Below are 15,784 nucleotides of genomic sequence, written 5' to 3'. Positions count from 1 at the left end.
AATCCCAGGGGAGAGACCGCCTTGAGCACCGCGCCGCGCATCGACATCGACCCTGCTGCATTCTGGGCCGATCCCTATCCGATGCTCGCCAAAATGCGCAAGGAGGCGCCGATCGCGTTCGTGCCGCAGCTCGGCTCGACGCTGCTGACGAGCCGCGACGACATCTCGATCTCGGAGAAGCAGATCGATGTGTTCTCCTCGCACCAGCCCGCGGGCCTGATGAACCGCCTGATGGGCCACAACATGATGCGCAAGGACGGCGAGGCGCATCAGGTCGAGCGGCGCGCGATGTTTCCGACGATCTCGCCGAGGACGGTGAAGGCGCACTGGACCGCGCTGTTCCAGGCCCATGCCGACCGCATCATGGATGGCGTCGTGCCCGGGCGGATCGACTTCATGCGCGACTTCGCGCTGCCGTTCTCCGGCGAGTGCCTGAAGTCGATCACCGGCCTCACCAACATCCGCTTTGAGGACATGGATGCGTGGTCGCAAGGCATGATCGAGGGAATCGCCAATTATGCCGGCGATCCCGCGGTCGAGGCACGCTGCCACGCGGCGACATCAGGCATCGACGCGGCGATCGACGACATCCTGCCGGTGATGCGTAGGCATCCCGACCAGAGCATTTTGGGCGTTCTTCTTGCCTCCGGCATGGCCATGGAGAGCGTGCGCGCAAATGTAAAACTCGCGATCTCGGGTGGCCAGAACGAGCCGCGCAAGGCGATCGCCGGCACCGTATGGGCGCTCTTGACCCATCCCGACCAGCTCGATCTTATCAGGCGCGGTGAAGTGTCCTGGCTCCAGGCCTTCGAGGAATACGCCCGCTGGATCTCGCCGATCGGCATGTCGCCGCGGCGTATCGCGAGGCCCTGGAGCATTCGCGACGTATCCTTCGAGCTGGATGAGCGCGTGTTCCTGATGTTCGGCTCCGCCAATCGCGACGAGACGCATTTTGAGCGCGCCGACCAGTTCGACCTGCGACGCGACACGTCCAAGAGCGTCGCCTTCGGCGCCGGTCCGCATTTCTGCGCCGGCGCCTTCGCCTCGCGCGCGATGATCGCCGACGTCGCCCTGCCGACGGTGTTCGCGCGTGCGAGTCGTCTTGAACTTGCCAACGACGAACCGGTCCGGATCGGCGGCTGGGCCTTCCGGGGCTTGCAGAATTTGCCGGTGAGGTGGTCGCAATAGGCCGGCGAGGGGCTATGCGCATGAACAGGGTTGTCGCACGCGTTCCATCGTACAAATTCGGTGTCATCGCCCGCGAAGGCGGGCGATCCAGTATTCCAGAGACAGTCGTTGGATACGGAGACGCCACGGCGTACTGGATTCCCCGCCTTCGCGGGGAATGACAGCAGAGGGGGGGAGGGAGCTTCGCGCTCCTCAGCCCTCAGTCCGCGACGATGGCATTATGCCCCTGTTTTGCCCGACGTGTCAAACGGCGTTCGGATAATCAGCAATTCATCGATTTCGTACGCCCCGGCTACTGTGCATGGGGTTGTTTTCGCGTTTTTGTTCCGATCGCACAAGCGTCGGACAAAAATCCGCGCCGCTCTCACATTCGTGTGCGGAAAAATTCCGTCTGCATCATCGCAGGCGATTGAAAGATTAATCATGCCTGCCGCCACGCGCGCAGTGTGCGCATCGCTATTTTTCCCGATGTCTCGACAGCTCCGCTGACCCACACCATCATTCCCGCATCGCAATGAACGACGGCCGCACCCGGCCGGGAGTGATGAATGCAGCGTCGTGACTTTCTCAAGCTTTCCGTCGGAACGGCCGCCGCCGCTGCGTTCGCATCGCCCGTAATCGCGCAAGGCGCGGTGAAGGAAATTCGTATCGGCTACCAGAAGAACGGCGTGCTGGTCATCACGCGCCAGCAGGCCGCGCTGGAAAAACATTTTTCCCCGCAAGGCATCGAGGTGAAGTGGGTCGAGTTCTCCTCGGGCCCGCCGATGATGGAGGCGATGAATGTCGGCAGCGTCGATTACGGCGCGGTCGGCGATTCCCCGCCAGTGTTCGCGCAGGCCGCGGGCGCAGCGATTGTCTATGCCGCCGGCCAGCCCATCACCAACGGGCAGGGCATCCTGGTGCCCAAGGACTCGCCGATCCGCATCATCACGGAGTTGAAGGGCAGGCGCGTCGGCTTCACCAAGGGCTCGAGCGCCCACAATATCGTGGTGCAGACGCTGGAGAAGGCGGGCCTCACCTATGCCGACATCACTCCGGTCTACCTGACGCCGCCCGATGCAGGCCCGGCCTTCGCCAATGGCAGCATCGAGGCCTGGGCGATCTGGGATCCGTATTTTGCGATCGGCGAGACCAAGCAGAACGGCCGCATCCTGATCAATGCGCGTGAGGTCACCAAGACCAACTCCTTCTACATCGCCAACCGCGACTTCGCGAAAAACCACGGCGCGATCCTGCAACAGATCGTCGACGTCACCACCGCGACCGCCAAATGGGCCGAGCAGCACCGCGACGAGGTCGCCAAATCGCTCGCCGCCGTGACCGGCATTCCGCTGGATATCCAGACCATCGCGGCCAACCGCTCGTCCTTCGTGGTCGGCCCCGTCACCGACGACATCGTTACGACCCAGCAGGGCGTCGCCGACCGCTTCCACAAGCTCGGCCTGATCCCGAAGCCGATCGTGATCCGCGACATCGTCTGGCGCAACCCGGCAGCCTGATCGTGCCGACCACTCTTCCCACGCACAAGGGTTTGAACATGAGGCGTATCATCCAGCGTCTGATCGCGGCCGTCATGCTGTCGATCGGCATCGTCGCCGCCGCGGTCGGCACGTCCTACGGCTAGAGGCAGAGCCATGAGCCAATCCAACGCCAACATCCTCTGGTTCCTGCCGACCCACGGCGACGGCCGCTATCTCGGCACCGGCATCGGTGGCCGCGAAGTCAATTTCAACTATCTGCGCCAGATCGCGCAGGCCGCCGATCAGCTCGGCTATTACGGCGTGCTCTTGCCGACGGGGCGCTCCTGCGAGGATTCCTGGATCGTCGCCTCCAGCGTCGCGCCGTTCACCGAACGGCTGCGCTATCTCGTCGCCGTTCGCCCCGGCCTGCAATCGCCGAGCGTCGCCGCGCGCATGACCGCGACGCTCGACCGCGTCACGGGCGGCCGGCTGCTCGTCAACGTCGTCACGGGCGGCGATCCCGTTGAGAACAAGGGCGACGGCATCTTCCTCGCCCATGACGAGCGCTACGAGGTCACCCGCGAGTTCCTCAACGTCTATAGCGACCTGCTCGCCGGCAAGACCGTCAATGTCGAGGGCAAGCACATCCGCATCGAGGACGGCAAGCTGCTGTTTCCTCCGGAGCAGTCGCCGCGCCCGCCGCTTTATTTCGGCGGCTCGTCGGACGCCGGCATCGACGTCGCGGTCGACACCGTCGACAAATATCTCACCTGGGGCGAGCCGCCGGCGCTCGTCGCCGACAAGATCGCGAAGGTGAGGGAGGTCGCGAGCGCACGCGGCCGAAAGCTCTCTTTCGGCATCCGCCTTCATGTGATTGTTCGCGAGACCAATGACGAGGCCTGGCGAGCTGCCGACGAGCTGATCAAGCATGTCAGCGACGACACCATCGCCAAGGCGCAGAAGAACTTTGCCCGCATGGACTCCGTTGGCCAGCAGCGCATGGCGCAGCTGCATGGCGGCCAGCGCGACAAGCTCGAGATCGCCCCGAATCTGTGGGCCGGCGTTGGCCTCGTGCGCGGCGGCGCCGGCACGGCGCTGGTCGGCGACGCCAAGGCCGTCGCCGCCCGCATCAAGGAGTATCAGGATCTCGGCATCGATACCTTCATCATGTCGGGCTACCCGCACCTCGAGGAAGCCTATCGCTTCGCCGAGCTGGTGTTCCCGCTGCTCTCGCTGGAGCAGCCGACCAACGTCGCCAAGCTGCACTTCAACGGCGGTCCCTTCGGCGAGACCGTCGGCAGCGACTTCCGTCCGCAGCACAGGGTGTCGCAGTCATGAGCCTGATCGACAGCGTTTCACTTCCGCGCGGCTTCCGCCTGCCGCGCGTCGACGGCCTCATCCAGTGGATCGTGCCACTCGCCATCGTCGCGATCTGGCAGGTCGCGAGCGTCACCGGCTTCGTGCCGACGCGCGTGCTGCCGGCGCCCAGCGACGTCGTGCTCGCCGGCTGGAAGCTGCTGCTTTCCGGCGAGCTCGGCCGCAACATCTGGGTCTCGTTCTGGCGCGCCTCGATCGGCTTTCTGATTGGCGGCGGCATCGGCTTCGCCTTCGGCCTTGCCAACGGCCTGTCGCAGCTCTCGGCCAAGCTCACCGACACCACGCTGCAGATGGTGCGCAACGTGCCGCATCTGGCGCTGATTCCGCTCGTCATCCTCTGGTTCGGCATCGACGAGAGCGCAAAACTGTTCCTGGTGGCGCTGGGCGTGTTCTTCCCGATCTATCTCAACACGCTGCACGGCATCCGCACCGTCGATCCGCAGCTGATCGAGATGGGCCGCATCTACGGCATGACCGACGGCGAATTGTTCCGCCGCGTCATCTTCCCGGGCGCGCTGCCCTCGATCTTCGTCGGCATCCGCTTCGCCCTCGGCATCATGTGGTTGACGCTGATCGTCGCCGAGACCATCGCAGCGTCCTCGGGCCTCGGCTACATGGCGATGCAGGCGCGCGAGTTCATGCTGATCGACGTCGTCGTGCTCTCGATCCTGATCTACGCCCTGCTCGGCAAGCTCGCCGACAGCGCCTCCCGCGTGCTGGAGCGCCTCACGCTCTCCTGGCACCCCGCCTATTGGAAACGTTGAGCAGAAATACTGGGAATCACATGCAGACAGCGCTTCGTACGTCCCTTCCCGAAACCGAGCTCGCCAGCCGCGCCAATTTCGCCCCTCACGCCCGCGTGGTGCGCGAGGAGCGGCAAGAAGAACGCCGAGTGCAGAGCAGCGGCCTGCCGCTCAGCATCCGCGGCTTGCGCAAATCCTTCGGCGACAATGAGGTGCTGCGCGGGATCGACCTGCACATCCCTGCCGGTCAGTTCGTCGCCATCGTGGGCAAGAGCGGTTGCGGCAAGAGCACGCTGCTGCGTCTCATCGCCGGCCTCGAAAAGATCGATGCCGGCAGCGTGAGCTTTGGCCAGGATGTTCAGGCGGAAGACATCCGCGTGATGTTCCAGGAGCCGCGGCTGTTGCCCTGGGCGCGCGTGCTTGCCAATGTCGAGGTCGGTCTCGGCCGCGACCGCGCCTCCGCCGATGCGCATGCGCGCGCCGAGAAAGCCCTGGGCGAGGTCGGTCTTGCCGACAAGCGCGATCAGTGGCCCTCGGTGCTGTCGGGCGGCCAGAAGCAGCGCGTCGCGCTCGCTCGCGCGCTGGTGTCGCGGCCGCGCGTGCTCGCCTTCGACGAGCCGCTCGGCGCGCTGGACGCGCTGACCCGGATCTCGATGCAGCGCCTCCTGGAGCGCGTCTGGCGCGACCAGGGCTTTACCGCGATCCTGGTGACCCACGACGTCTCTGAGGCTGTCGCGCTGGCCGACCGAGTGCTGGTGATCGAGGAGGGGCGCATCGCCCATGACGTCACGGTTAACGCCGTCCGGCCGCGCGAACGCGGCTCGGTCGAGCTCGCGGGCCTCGAAGGCTCGATCCTGAGCCACCTGTTGTCGGCGGACGATCGTACCTAAATAAAGAGGAACCCCGCTTCGGGGAGCAAGCCATGAATGTAGTGCCCCGCGACCTCATGACCGAAATTCCCGTCTCGCCCGCCGATTTCCGCGGCGCCATGCGCCATCTCACCGGCGGCGTCAGCATCATCACCGCCGGGCGGGGCAAGGACATCACCGGCATGACGGTTACATCCGTAACCTCGCTGTCGGTCGAGCCGCCGACGCTGCTGGTCAGCATCAACCGCGATGCGTCCTCGTTCCCGCTGATCAAGCGCCACGGCGCCTTCGGCGTGAGCATCCTCAATGCCGACCAGCTCGACGTCGCCGAGCGGTTTGCCGGCAAGGGCGGGCTGAAGGGCGCCGATCGCTTTGCCGGCAGCCACTGGGTGACGGCGGTCTCGGGCGTTCCGCTGCTGGTTGGCGCATTGTCGGTGTTCGACTGCGAGGTCGAAGAGATTCTCGAGCGCCATTCGCACGGCATCGTCATCGGCCGCGTCAGGGACGTCAGGAACTCGACCCGCAACGCCGCGCTGGCCTATTGGCATGGCCAGTATGTGGCGGTCGACCAGGACGAGGACGCGGCGAGGCTCGCCGATGTCAGCGTTCCCGCGCGGAGCCGGCGCGGCATTTGATCGCCGTCAGTCTCAGGCCGTACGGGCTGGTCTTTTCCTCATCATCGCTCTAGAAGCGCCCCGAGCCGTCCCGCCGGGACGGCAATGGAGCGGAACGATGAAGCGCGTCGCGACCTTCGCCTTCTACGCCATCGGCGCGCTCGCGATCGCCTATCTCGCGCTCTATGCCTATGCGACGTTCCGCGGCCAGCCGATCATTCCCGGCGACCCCATCCACATCTTCCGCAAGCCGGACGCGCCGAGTTATTCGTGAGGTCTTTCCTCGTCATGGCCGGGCTTGACCCGGCCATCCACGTGCATCGGCGCTTTCGGAAAGACGTGGATGCCCGGGTCAGGCCCGGGCATGACGACGGAGTGTGCGGCGGCTAGCCTCTCAAGATCGCCAGTCTCGTAGGGTGGGCAAAGGCGCACTTGCGCCGTGCCCACCACCTCTCTGCTGCCGCGAAAGGTTCGTGGGCACGCTTCGCTTTGCCCACCCTACGGCACCTTCCTTCACCCCCGCAAAATCGCCAGCGCCAGCGCCTGTGCGCGCGGCACGATGCTGTCGATCTCGAGATATTCCTCCGGCGTGTGCGCGAGGCCGCCGACCGGCCCGAGGCCGCAGATGGTCGGCGTGCCCACCGCCGCGGTGAAGCCGGAATCGGCGCAGCCGCCGGAAAACTCGCCCTGCAGCGTGGTGAGGCCCGCTTGCCTTGCGGCGGCCTGATAGCTCTCGAACAGCGCCTTCGAGTCCGCGCTCTGCACCACCGGCACGAACTCGCCCTTGACCGTCAGCGTCGCGCTGGTGCCCGGCACGTAAGATGTGGCAACGATCGTCTCGATCGCGCCCATGATCCGCGCGCGATCGGCGGGATCGACATAGCGCAAATCGATCTGCCCTTCCGCATAAGGCGCCGTGGTGTTAACGGACTGGCCGCCCGAGACCAGGCCGACATTGAGCGTGATGCCCTTGTCGAGATCGGTCAGCGCATGGATGTGAATGATCTTCTGCGCGAGCTCGCCGATGGCGCTGACGCCGGCGGCGAAGTTGGCGCCGGAATGCGCGGCCTTGCCGGTGATGGCCATGTGCATGAAGATGCCGCCCTTGCGCCCCGTCACGACGTTGCCGGTCGGCCGCCCCGGCTCGGAATTGAACACCGCGCGGGCGGCGCGTCCCTCGCGCTCGATCACGGGGCGGGAGGAGGGCGAGCCGATCTCCTCGTCCGAAGTGATCAGCACCTTGATCGGATGCGGCGCGCCGCCGAATTTGTGGAAGGCGGTGGCCACGAACACGTTCATGACGAGGCCGGACTTCATGTCAGCGACGCCGGGGCCGTAGGCGCGGCCGTCCTTGATCGTGAACGGACGCCGCCCAGCCTCGCCCTTGCCGAACACGGTGTCGCGATGGCCCATCAACAGCACCGGTTTCTCGTTGCTGCCGGGCTTTGCGACCTCGGCATGGATGGCGTCGCCGAAGGTATCGTTGCTCTCACGCCGGCAGGGAATGCCGTGCTCGGCAAAGTGCCGCTCGAACCGCGCGCCGACCGCATCGACGCCTGCCTTGTCATAGGATCCGGAATCGATGTTCACGACATCGCGCAGCAGGTCGATCATGGCCTGCTTCTGCGACGCCAGCCAGTCCGTGATTTGAGCTTGAGACATTGTCATCCTCGCGTGGTTCTCACGCGAGGATATAGAGCCTTGCCCAGGCGTGACCTAGTCGCCGGATGCGGTGCGGCCATGTGTTCGGCGCTTTGAAAAAGGCAGCCGGCTTAGCGGCTCGGCTGCGCCATTGCCTCTACGCCGCGAAGCTGCGTCGCGACGGTCAACGCGCCGATCTTTCGGCCCATGTCCTTGCCGACCTCGGTCGAGAAGCGGTAGTGAAAGCCGGCCCAGATGCGCGCGTTGGCGACTTCGTCGCTATAGTCCTGGAGCCGCGACCATCTGCGTGTGACGCCGGGTGCCGTGGGGCTGGTCAGTGAGAACTCGCCAAAATCTCCAACGACCGTTTGCAGCACGGTCGAAATCGCGGCCGAGACGATGCAGTGCGCGCAGGGATATTCCGGATGCATCGGCGTGTCCCCGAGCGGCAGCCAGGACGGATCGCGAGGCGTTGCGGCATTCGCCGTCAGATCGGCATTACGTATGGCCGTGATCGGTCGCCAGAAATTGTAGGTGTACTTGGCGTCGAACACGGCAACGATGGCATCGTTGCCGGTCATCGATGTCAGGGCGAACAGGCGGGCGCAGTCGACGAGATCCATGCCCTTGGCCATCGCAGCCTGCCTCACGATGGGGTTGTAGGTGCGGGCGCCGACGAAGAACCAGAAGCGGCCGATCGTGGTTTGCTCAGACGTCCGGGTCGGGCTGCCTCGGCTGCCGACCTCGCGGATTTCGTTGACGTCCTTGGTCCAAACCTCTGAATCGAGCGCGGGCGGGGGGCCGGGGCGGAACTGCGATCCCGACGTCATGACCCAGGGCGTCGTCGCGCCGGTGGTGGAGAACAGCGGGACCACGGTTGGAACATAGGCGCCCGGCTTGGTCAGGGGCCGGTACGTTTCCACGGCGTTGCTGCCGTCTTTGGCGCGAAGCTCGATGATCTGCACCGCAGCCTCCTTCCCGAGCGCGATGCCGGCGGTCTTGGACTCGCTATCGGCAATCGGCGTCAGCGCATTCGTGAGCGTCGCATCCAGATCTGGCTTGAGGTCTGGATAGATCGACAGCAGCACATCGTGAGCGGCAACCGCCGCTGCGGCTTNCCGCGACGTCGAGCGGTCGGCCGACAACGAGAGCTTATAGGGCGCGTAGCGGTGGTCGATCGCATTGACCGCCTCGAACATCGCGACGTGCATCATGGACAAGGCACGGCTGTGGGGCGCCGGAGTGATTTGCTTCTCGGCGGCGATCGCGTCAGCCTTTGCGTTCCAGTCCATGATCACGTCAGCGCGCGCAAGCGTCACCGAGGCGGCGAGCAACATCGGGATCATCGATAGACGGGAGATCGTCCACGAAGAATATTCCATGGCATTCCCCTTCGAGTTGAACCACGTTTGAGAAGGCAGACGCGGTCTGTGGCCGACATCACCTCACTCCAAAACTCTATCGATCCTGATGCGTATCGATAGTGAACTGCTTCACTCGCGGCGACACGATAGTCGCGCCCCCAAATGGGTAGGCTTGGCTTACCGTTCGCGCCGTATCGCGGAGTTGGTTATAGTTGACACAAGCTGCCAGTTGGACGTGCCGAGGTCCGCAGCTCTATTTCAAGGCAGCTCGCGTGCTGTCGGCAGGCCGTGCCTTGCTCTCGCTCGGAGAGCTCTTTCCAAGACTACAGATGTTGTCGCTCTAACTTCGACGGAGAGAAAACATGCCGCTGTTCATCTCATACGTCTCGTACTCAAATGCCGGCATCAAGGGATTGGTCGACAAACCGTCCGATCGTAGCGCGGTCATCGGACCGATTATCGAAAAAGCCGGCGGAAAGCTCCAGGGAGCGTTCATGACAACAGGCGCACATGACGCGCTCATCGTTGCGGAGTTCCCCGATGGAGCCGATGCTGTCGCCCTCGGAATGGCGGCCGCGGCAAGCGGCGCCATCGCCAAGATCGAAACCGTACGCGCCTGGAAGATGGGTGAATTCAAGATCGTCGCGGAAAAGGCCGCGAAGCTTGCAAGCGTCTACGTTCCGCCTGGCAAGTAGCCTCTTGTGAGCGTGACGCCGCCATGAGGCGAGACACTCGGTGGCGGTGGCTGGGCTCGTCCCGGCCACTCGCACGCTTCATGCGAATGCCCGGGCGGGCTTGACGAGATCGATGAGCTGTTTGCTCACCCCATGGCCGGCATGCGCGGATACTCGCCCGGCGTGCCCGCGGGCGGGATCGGGATGCCGCCGTCGGCGTATTCGTTCAGCTTGTTGCGCAGCGTGCGGATCGAGATGCCGAGGATGTTGGCGGCATGGGTCCGGTTGCCGAGGCAGTGCTTCAGCGTCTCCAGGATCAGGTCGCGCTCGACGTCGGCGACAGTGCGTCCCACCAGCGCGCGCGTCACCTGCTCGGCGGCCATGGTCGCGTGCGCCACGGCGGGTGCGGTCTTGGCAAGGTCGAGACGGTCGCCGTCCGGGGTGATGATGGCGTCCGGGCCGATCTCGTCGCCCTGCGCCATCAGCACCGCGCGGTGCATGGTGTTTTCGAGTTCGCGAACGTTGCCCTGCCAGCGGTTGGTGGAGAGCACGCGGCGCGCCTCCGCCGAGATCGGGCGCATCGGCACGCCGTTGGCCTCGGCATATTTCTTCACGAAATGCTGGGCGAGCTCCATGATGTCGGCGGGACGCTCGCGCAGCGGCGGGATCTTCAGGTTCACAACGTTGAGGCGGAACAGCAGGTCCTCGCGGAAGGTGCCTTCGCGCACGGCTTCCGCCAGATTGCGGTTCGAGGTCGCGATGATGCGGATGTCCACCGGCACCGGCTTGGTGCCGCCGACACGGTCGATCACGCGCTCCTGAATGGCGCGCAGGAGCTTCGATTGCAGGCGGACGTCCATCTCCGAGATTTCGTCCAGCAGCAGCGTGCCGCCGGTCGCTTCCTCGAACTTGCCGATGCGGCGGGCGACCGCGCCGGTGAAGGCGCCTTTCTCGTGGCCGAACAGCTCGGACTCCAGCAGGTGCTCGGGAATGGCGGCGCAGTTGATCGAGATGAACGGGCGCTTGGCGCGGGCCGAGCGGGTGTGGACGTAGCGGGCCAGCACTTCCTTGCCGGTGCCGGACTCGCCGGTGATCATCACCGAAGCGTCGGAGCCTGCGATCTGCTGGGCCAGCTTGATCACGCGCGCCATGGCGTCGTCGCGATAGACCAGCTCGCGGGAGTCGTTGGCGACGGCGGCCAGCACCGCGGCGATCAGCTCGGGGTCCGGCGGCAGCGGGATGTATTCCTTGGCGCCAGCGTGGATCGCGGCGACCGCGGCGCGGGCATCGTTGGTGATGCCGCAGGCGACGATCGGCGCGTGGATGTGCTCGGCTTCCAGCCGCATCACGAGGTCGCGGATGTCGAGGGCGACATCGACCAGCAGGAGGTCGGCGCCCTTGCCGCCGCGTAGCACGCGCATCGCCTGCTCGTGATCCTCGGCATGGGTCACGGTGGCGCCGTTCTCCATCGCGATCTTGGTGGCGGTGGTGAGCTGGCCCTTCAATGTGCCAACGATGAGAAGCCGCATGTCAGTCTCCTGTCGGTCTGGTCGCGCTGTTGCGCGTTATCACGTGCGTTCGGTCTTGATGATTTCGGTCATGGTCACGCCGAGCTTGTCCTCGACCAGGACGACCTCGCCGCGGGCGACCAGCTTGTTGTTGACGTAGATGTCGATGGCCTCACCGACGCGGCGGTCGAGCTCCAGCACGGTGCCGGGTCCGAGCTTGAGCAGCTCGCCGACATCCATCTTGGAACGGCCGAGCACGGCCGAGACCTGCACCGGCACGTCGAACACGGCCTCGAGGTCGGCGGCGGCGCGCGCCGCATATTCGTCCTCGTTGTAGCCGACATCCGCGTTGGTCGGCGGCAGCGGACCGTTGAGATCGGGCAGCGGGACCTGTCCGTCGGTGTCGCTCATGGCTTAGCTCCCCCTCCGGGACGCGATATAGCGTCCGACCATTTCGTCGATCTTGGCCGCGATGGCGCCGCGCTCCAGCACGACACCGCCATCGGCCCATTCGATCCGGCAGTCGCCGGTTGCGATTTCAGGCTCGGCCAGGATCACCAGCCGGCCCTCGAAGCCGCTCTGCTTGGCGAGCCGCTCGATCTTCTCGCGCGCGGCGTCGTAGAGCGCATCGTTGATGCGGACGACCAGATGCGGCGTCGCGACCAGGTGCGCGAAGCAGTCCTTGACCAGCGCCATGATCTCGCCGAGCGGCTCGGCAGCGACGAGGTCGGCGCACAGCTTGCGCGCCACCGCGATCGCAACCTCGACCGCCTCGGTCTCCATCCTGGTTTCGATGTTGCCGATGCCGGCGGCGACGCCGCGGATACCGATGTTGATCTCTTCCATGGCTAGCGCGACGCGGCGGTCGCTCTCGGCCTTGGCCTCGCGCTGGCCGGCGGCAAAGCCGTCCTGATAGGCGCGCGCCTCGGCTTCGGCGACCTTCTGGGCGATCTCGGCCGCGGTCGCGGCCTTCTCGCGCGGCGAGCGCTCGGGAGCCGCGAAGTCGGTATCGAACAGGAATTTTGCCGGAGCGGCCATCAGTACACCAGCTCGTCGTCGGCGCGGTTCTTGGTCAGCATGATCTCACCCTTGGCGGCGAGGTCCTTGGCGAGGTTGACCAGCAGCGCCTGGGCCTCGTCGACGTCGCGCAGGCGCACCGGGCCCATCGCCGCCATGTCGTCCTGCAGCATCTTGGCCGCGCGCGAGGACATGTTGCCGAAGAAGAAGTTGCGAACGTCCTCGTTGGCGCTCTTGAGCGCGACGCCGAGCTTGTCCTTGTCGACGTTGCGCATCAACGTCTGGGCGGAGCCGGAATCCAGCTTCACGAGATCGTCGAAGGTGAACATCAGCGCCTTGATGCGCTCGGCGGACTCGCGGTTGTCTTCTTCCAGCGAGGTGATGAAGCGGGTCTCGGTCTGGCGGTCGAAATTGTTGAAGATCTCCGCCATCACCTCGTGGGCGTCGCGGCGGCGGGTCTGCGACAGGTTCGACATGAACTCGGTGCGCAGCGTCTTCTCCACGCTCTCGATCACCTCCTTCTGCACCGCTTCCATCTTCAGCATGCGGTTGACGACGTCGAGCGCGAGCTCCTCGGGCAGGATGCCGAGCACACGGGCGGCGTGCTCCGACTTCAGTTTGGAGAGCACCACGGCGATGGTCTGCGGATATTCGTTCTTGAGATAGTTGGCGAGCACCTCTTCCTGCACGTTGGAGAGCTTCTCCCACATGTTGCGGCCGGCAGGGCCGCGGATCTCGTCCATGATGCCGTTGACGCGCTCCGGCGGCAGATATTGCTGCAGCAGGCGCTCGGTGGCGTCGAAATTGCCCATCAGCGCGCCCGAGGCCGACATGCGCGAGACGAATTCGAGCAGCATGTCCTCGACGGTGTCGACCTCGACGGTGCCGAGCGTCGACATTTCCAGCGAGAGCTGGCGCACCTCGTCGTCGTCGAGCAGGCCCCAGATCTTGCCACCATACTGCTCGCCGAGTGCAAGCATCAGGATCGCGGCGCGTCGCGGCCCGGTCAGTGCTTCGACCTTGCCCGCACGATTGCCGGCGCGCTGGCCGAGCGTGGAGATCACGCTGGTGATGTCGTTCGAGTTGGCGTTTTGCAGTGAGGCGGCCATGTCAGATCACTTCTTGATTCACTTGGCAGTTACTTGGCTGGCTCGGTGAGCCACTGGCGGATGATGGCGACGGTTTCGTTGGGGTTGCGCTCGGCGAGCTCGCCGACGCGGTGAACGGACTGGGCGTGGACCTGGCCCTGAATGGTGGCGACGTCGATCGCGCTCGCGGCACCGCCCGGTAGAAGCGGCTGGCCGCCGGCGGCAGGTGCGGCCTCGTCGCTCCCGGCCGGGCCTGCGAGGACGCCGGAGATGGCGGCGGCGACCTCGTCGGACGCCAGGATGCGCTTGACCAGCGGGCGGATCACCATGAACAGCACGACGAGGCCGAGCAGCATCATCACGCCGAGCTCGACGAAGTACATGACGTCGTCCTTGGTGAACTGGAGCATGCCGAGGAAGCCGGAGGGCTCGCCGATCGGGGCGGTGGAGGGCGCATCCGCAAAGCGCAGGTTGACGACCTCGACCTGGTCGCCGCGCTTCTGGTCGAAGCCGATCGCCGAGCGCACCAGCGCGGCGATGCGGTCGAGCTGCTCCTTGGTGCGGTCCTGATAGGCGAGGTCGCCCTTCTCGTTCTTGGAATAGATACCGTCGACCAGCACCGCGACCGAGATGCGGTTGACCCGGCCGGCTTCGGTCACCTCGGTTTTGGTGGTGCGGGAGATCTCGTAATTGTTGGTCTCTTCGGTCTTCTTGCTCTGGTCCTTGGCCGCGACGCCGTTGTTCTGCTGGTTGCCGGGCAGCTCGTTGTTGACGGTGACCTGGCCGTTGTTGTCGGCGGTGAGGCTGCTCTCTTCCCGGGTCTGGCTGGAGCGCAGCACGCGGCCCTCGGGGTCGAATTTGTCCGAGGTCTGGGTCACCTTGTTGAAGTCGAAGTCGGCGGAGAGCTGGACGCGGGCGCGGCCCGAGCCGACCACGGAGGAGACGATGTCCTCGACCTGCTTGCGCATCCGCTTCTCGAAGGCGATGCGGCGCTCGTCGCCGACCGCCTGCTCCGGATCGGTCGCGGCGCCGTCGGCGAGCAGCTGGCCGGCCTCGTCGACGATCGAGACCCGCTGCGGCTTCAGCCCGTTGACGGCGGAGGCGACGAGATGGCGGATGGCGCGGATCTGCTGCGCCTCCAGCGAGCCGCGGACGCGGACCACGATCGAGGCCGACGGCTCCGGCGCCTCGCGCGAGAACAGCGGGCGCTCGGGCAGCACGAGGTGGACGCGGGCGGCCTGGATACGGTCGATGGCGCGGATGGTGCGGGCGAGCTCGCCTTCGAGCGCGCGCAGATGATTGATGTTCTGGACGAAGGAGGTGGTGCCGAGCGCGTCCGACTTGTCGAACACCTCGTAGCCGACGCCGCCGCCCTTGGGCAGACCGCCCTCGGCGAGCTTCATGCGCAGCCGCGTGACCTTGTCCTTGGGCACCATGATGATGCTGCCCTCATTGCGCAGCTCGAACTGGATGCCCTGGCGTTCGAGGTCCTTGATGATGCTGGAAGAATCTTCGACGCTGAGATCGGTGAACAGCGTCGTCATCTGCGGCGTGGTGACGCGCATGATGACGAAGGCGAAGAAGCCGATGAGCGCGGCGGTGACCGCGATCATCGCCCCGAACCGGGCGGCGCCGATACTTTTTAAGAAGTCCGCAAGACCTTGCAAGCAACCGCCCCGACAGCTTCGACCCGCATTCCAAGAGCGGCCGACTGGGCAATTATTGCCTAGGTGATGGTTTCGATATGGTTAACGAAGGTTAAGAGGTCGGACAAAAGTAGTGCCAGAAGCAAACATGAAAAAAAATCGGCCTCGCGGAGCGAGGCCGATTTTGTTCAAAAGCTGCAATTTTCCGGATCGCTTACTGGCGATATTGCTGTATGCGGGTGGTGCGAAGACCCGCCAGACCGTGCTGGTCGATGGAAAACTGCCAGGAGAGGAATTCGTCTACCGTCAGGGTATAACGGCTGCAGGCCTCCTCGAGGGAGAGAAGTCCGCCACGCACAGCGGCGACGACTTCGGCCTTGCGGCGGATGACCCAGCGTTTGGTGCCGGGCGCGGGCAGGTCTGCGATCGTCAGCGGACTGCCGTCCGGCCCGATGACGTATTTTACCCTCGGGCGATGGGGTTCTGTCATGGCGTACTCACAAACTCTCAACCACTGAACTCACGCGGTAACCTTACGCCCGGCGGCTTAAAAATCCGCTAAGCCTAAGGCTTCAATACAATTCTCGTTGAATCT

At 65.1% G+C, this 15,784-nt stretch carries 16 protein-coding genes; 9 read left to right on the top strand and 7 right to left on the bottom strand.

Features of this window, described 5'->3' with window-relative positions; translation table 11 throughout:
- The first annotated feature begins 21 nt into the window (after window positions 1-21).
- From BRAGE_RS0131895 to BRAGE_RS56140, 8 genes are all read left to right on the top strand, one after another.
- Window positions 22-1,188 carry a cytochrome P450 gene (locus tag BRAGE_RS0131895; protein WP_027560947.1) on the top strand — a complete coding sequence of 389 codons (1,167 nt, stop codon included), beginning with the start codon at window positions 22-24 and terminating at the stop codon, window positions 1,186-1,188.
- Window positions 1,189-1,736: 548 nt separating this feature from the next.
- Entirely contained in the window at window positions 1,737-2,687 is a 951-nt protein-coding gene (locus tag BRAGE_RS0131890) for a sulfonate ABC transporter substrate-binding protein (protein ID WP_027560946.1), read from the top strand.
- Between the two features lie 2 nt (window positions 2,688-2,689).
- Complete coding sequence (locus BRAGE_RS57670) at window positions 2,690-2,812, top strand: hypothetical protein (protein WP_265442147.1); 123 nt, start codon at window positions 2,690-2,692, stop codon at window positions 2,810-2,812.
- A gap of 10 nt (window positions 2,813-2,822) precedes the next feature.
- Window positions 2,823-3,986, top strand: a complete 1,164-nt coding sequence (ssuD, locus tag BRAGE_RS0131880; RefSeq protein ID WP_027560945.1) for an FMNH2-dependent alkanesulfonate monooxygenase — start codon at window positions 2,823-2,825, stop codon at window positions 3,984-3,986.
- The gene (ssuC, locus tag BRAGE_RS0131875) at window positions 3,983-4,789 is read left to right on the top strand and encodes an aliphatic sulfonate ABC transporter permease SsuC (protein WP_027560944.1); all 807 of its coding nucleotides are present in this window, start codon (window positions 3,983-3,985) and stop codon (window positions 4,787-4,789) included. Before ssuD ends, ssuC begins: the two co-directional genes overlap by 4 nt.
- Window positions 4,790-4,809: 20 nt before the next feature.
- A complete protein-coding gene (locus BRAGE_RS0131870; RefSeq protein ID WP_027560943.1) occupies window positions 4,810-5,658 on the top strand; it encodes an ATP-binding cassette domain-containing protein in 849 nt (282 codons plus the stop codon).
- A 32-nt stretch (window positions 5,659-5,690) separates the two neighbouring features.
- Window positions 5,691-6,272 carry a flavin reductase family protein gene (locus BRAGE_RS0131865; protein ID WP_027560942.1) on the top strand — a complete coding sequence of 194 codons (582 nt, stop codon included), beginning with the start codon at window positions 5,691-5,693 and terminating at the stop codon, window positions 6,270-6,272.
- Window positions 6,273-6,369: 97 nt separating this feature from the next.
- A complete protein-coding gene (locus tag BRAGE_RS56140; RefSeq protein WP_027560941.1) occupies window positions 6,370-6,525 on the top strand; it encodes a hypothetical protein in 156 nt (51 codons plus the stop codon).
- 239 nt (window positions 6,526-6,764) lie between these two features.
- On the opposite strand, the gene BRAGE_RS0131855 is transcribed toward BRAGE_RS56140, so the two are convergent.
- Window positions 6,765-7,913 (bottom strand): M20 family metallopeptidase, encoded by a 1,149-nt coding sequence (locus tag BRAGE_RS0131855; RefSeq protein WP_027560940.1) that lies wholly within the window; start codon window positions 7,911-7,913, stop codon window positions 6,765-6,767.
- Window positions 7,914-9,618: 1,705 nt separating this feature from the next.
- Between BRAGE_RS0131855 and BRAGE_RS0131845 the strand changes: the two genes are divergently transcribed.
- Window positions 9,619-9,951 carry a GYD domain-containing protein gene (locus BRAGE_RS0131845; RefSeq protein WP_027560938.1) on the top strand — a complete coding sequence of 111 codons (333 nt, stop codon included), beginning with the start codon at window positions 9,619-9,621 and terminating at the stop codon, window positions 9,949-9,951.
- Window positions 9,952-10,076: 125 nt separating this feature from the next.
- Here BRAGE_RS0131845 and flbD read toward each other — a convergent pair whose 3' ends face one another.
- From flbD to BRAGE_RS0131815, 6 genes are all read right to left on the bottom strand, one after another.
- On the bottom strand, window positions 10,077-11,459 hold the full coding sequence (gene flbD, locus BRAGE_RS0131840) for a sigma-54-dependent transcriptional regulator FlbD (RefSeq protein ID WP_027560937.1): 1,383 nt from the start codon (window positions 11,457-11,459) through the stop codon (window positions 10,077-10,079).
- A 39-nt stretch (window positions 11,460-11,498) separates the two neighbouring features.
- Window positions 11,499-11,849, bottom strand: a complete 351-nt coding sequence (gene fliN, locus BRAGE_RS0131835) for a flagellar motor switch protein FliN (RefSeq protein ID WP_027560936.1) — start codon at window positions 11,847-11,849, stop codon at window positions 11,499-11,501.
- A gap of 3 nt (window positions 11,850-11,852) precedes the next feature.
- Window positions 11,853-12,476, bottom strand: a complete 624-nt coding sequence (locus BRAGE_RS0131830) for a FliH/SctL family protein (RefSeq protein WP_027560935.1) — start codon at window positions 12,474-12,476, stop codon at window positions 11,853-11,855.
- Window positions 12,476-13,564: a flagellar motor switch protein FliG gene (gene fliG / locus BRAGE_RS0131825; RefSeq protein WP_027560934.1), complete on the bottom strand. Its 1,089-nt coding sequence runs from the start codon at window positions 13,562-13,564 to the stop codon at window positions 12,476-12,478. Before fliG ends, BRAGE_RS0131830 begins: the two co-directional genes overlap by 1 nt.
- Window positions 13,565-13,593: 29 nt before the next feature.
- A complete protein-coding gene (gene fliF, locus BRAGE_RS0131820; RefSeq protein WP_027560933.1) occupies window positions 13,594-15,210 on the bottom strand; it encodes a flagellar basal-body MS-ring/collar protein FliF in 1,617 nt (538 codons plus the stop codon).
- A 193-nt stretch (window positions 15,211-15,403) separates the two neighbouring features.
- Window positions 15,404-15,679, bottom strand: coding sequence for a DUF1153 domain-containing protein (locus BRAGE_RS0131815; RefSeq protein WP_002714638.1), 276 nt, complete (start codon window positions 15,677-15,679; stop codon window positions 15,404-15,406).
- Window positions 15,680-15,784: the final 105 nt, after the last annotated feature.

Origin of the sequence: Bradyrhizobium genosp. SA-4 str. CB756, assembly GCF_000473125.1 — a bacterium.
Lineage (GTDB): Bacteria > Pseudomonadota > Alphaproteobacteria > Rhizobiales > Xanthobacteraceae > Bradyrhizobium > Bradyrhizobium arachidis.
The sequence above is the reverse complement of the archived record's forward strand: the minus strand, read 5'-3'. Positions and strand labels throughout refer to the sequence as shown.

Excerpts from the sequence above, each read along its gene's own strand:
- BRAGE_RS0131890 (WP_027560946.1), top strand. The coding sequence starts at position 1,737 with ATGCAGCGTCGTGACTTTCTCAAGCTTTCCGTCGGAACGGCCGCCGCC.
- ssuD (WP_027560945.1), top strand. The coding sequence starts at position 2,823 with ATGAGCCAATCCAACGCCAACATCCTCTGGTTCCTGCCGACCCACGGC.
- ssuC (WP_027560944.1), top strand. The coding sequence starts at position 3,983 with ATGAGCCTGATCGACAGCGTTTCACTTCCGCGCGGCTTCCGCCTGCCG.
- BRAGE_RS0131870 (WP_027560943.1), top strand. The coding sequence starts at position 4,810 with ATGCAGACAGCGCTTCGTACGTCCCTTCCCGAAACCGAGCTCGCCAGC.
- BRAGE_RS0131865 (WP_027560942.1), top strand. The coding sequence starts at position 5,691 with ATGAATGTAGTGCCCCGCGACCTCATGACCGAAATTCCCGTCTCGCCC.
- BRAGE_RS56140 (WP_027560941.1), top strand. The coding sequence starts at position 6,370 with ATGAAGCGCGTCGCGACCTTCGCCTTCTACGCCATCGGCGCGCTCGCG.
- BRAGE_RS0131855 (WP_027560940.1), bottom strand. The coding sequence starts at position 7,913 with ATGTCTCAAGCTCAAATCACGGACTGGCTGGCGTCGCAGAAGCAGGCC.
- BRAGE_RS0131845 (WP_027560938.1), top strand. The coding sequence starts at position 9,619 with ATGCCGCTGTTCATCTCATACGTCTCGTACTCAAATGCCGGCATCAAG.
- flbD (WP_027560937.1), bottom strand. The coding sequence starts at position 11,459 with ATGCGGCTTCTCATCGTTGGCACATTGAAGGGCCAGCTCACCACCGCC.
- fliN (WP_027560936.1), bottom strand. The coding sequence starts at position 11,849 with ATGAGCGACACCGACGGACAGGTCCCGCTGCCCGATCTCAACGGTCCG.
- BRAGE_RS0131830 (WP_027560935.1), bottom strand. The coding sequence starts at position 12,476 with ATGGCCGCTCCGGCAAAATTCCTGTTCGATACCGACTTCGCGGCTCCC.
- fliG (WP_027560934.1), bottom strand. The coding sequence starts at position 13,564 with ATGGCCGCCTCACTGCAAAACGCCAACTCGAACGACATCACCAGCGTG.
- BRAGE_RS0131815 (WP_002714638.1), bottom strand. The coding sequence starts at position 15,679 with ATGACAGAACCCCATCGCCCGAGGGTAAAATACGTCATCGGGCCGGAC.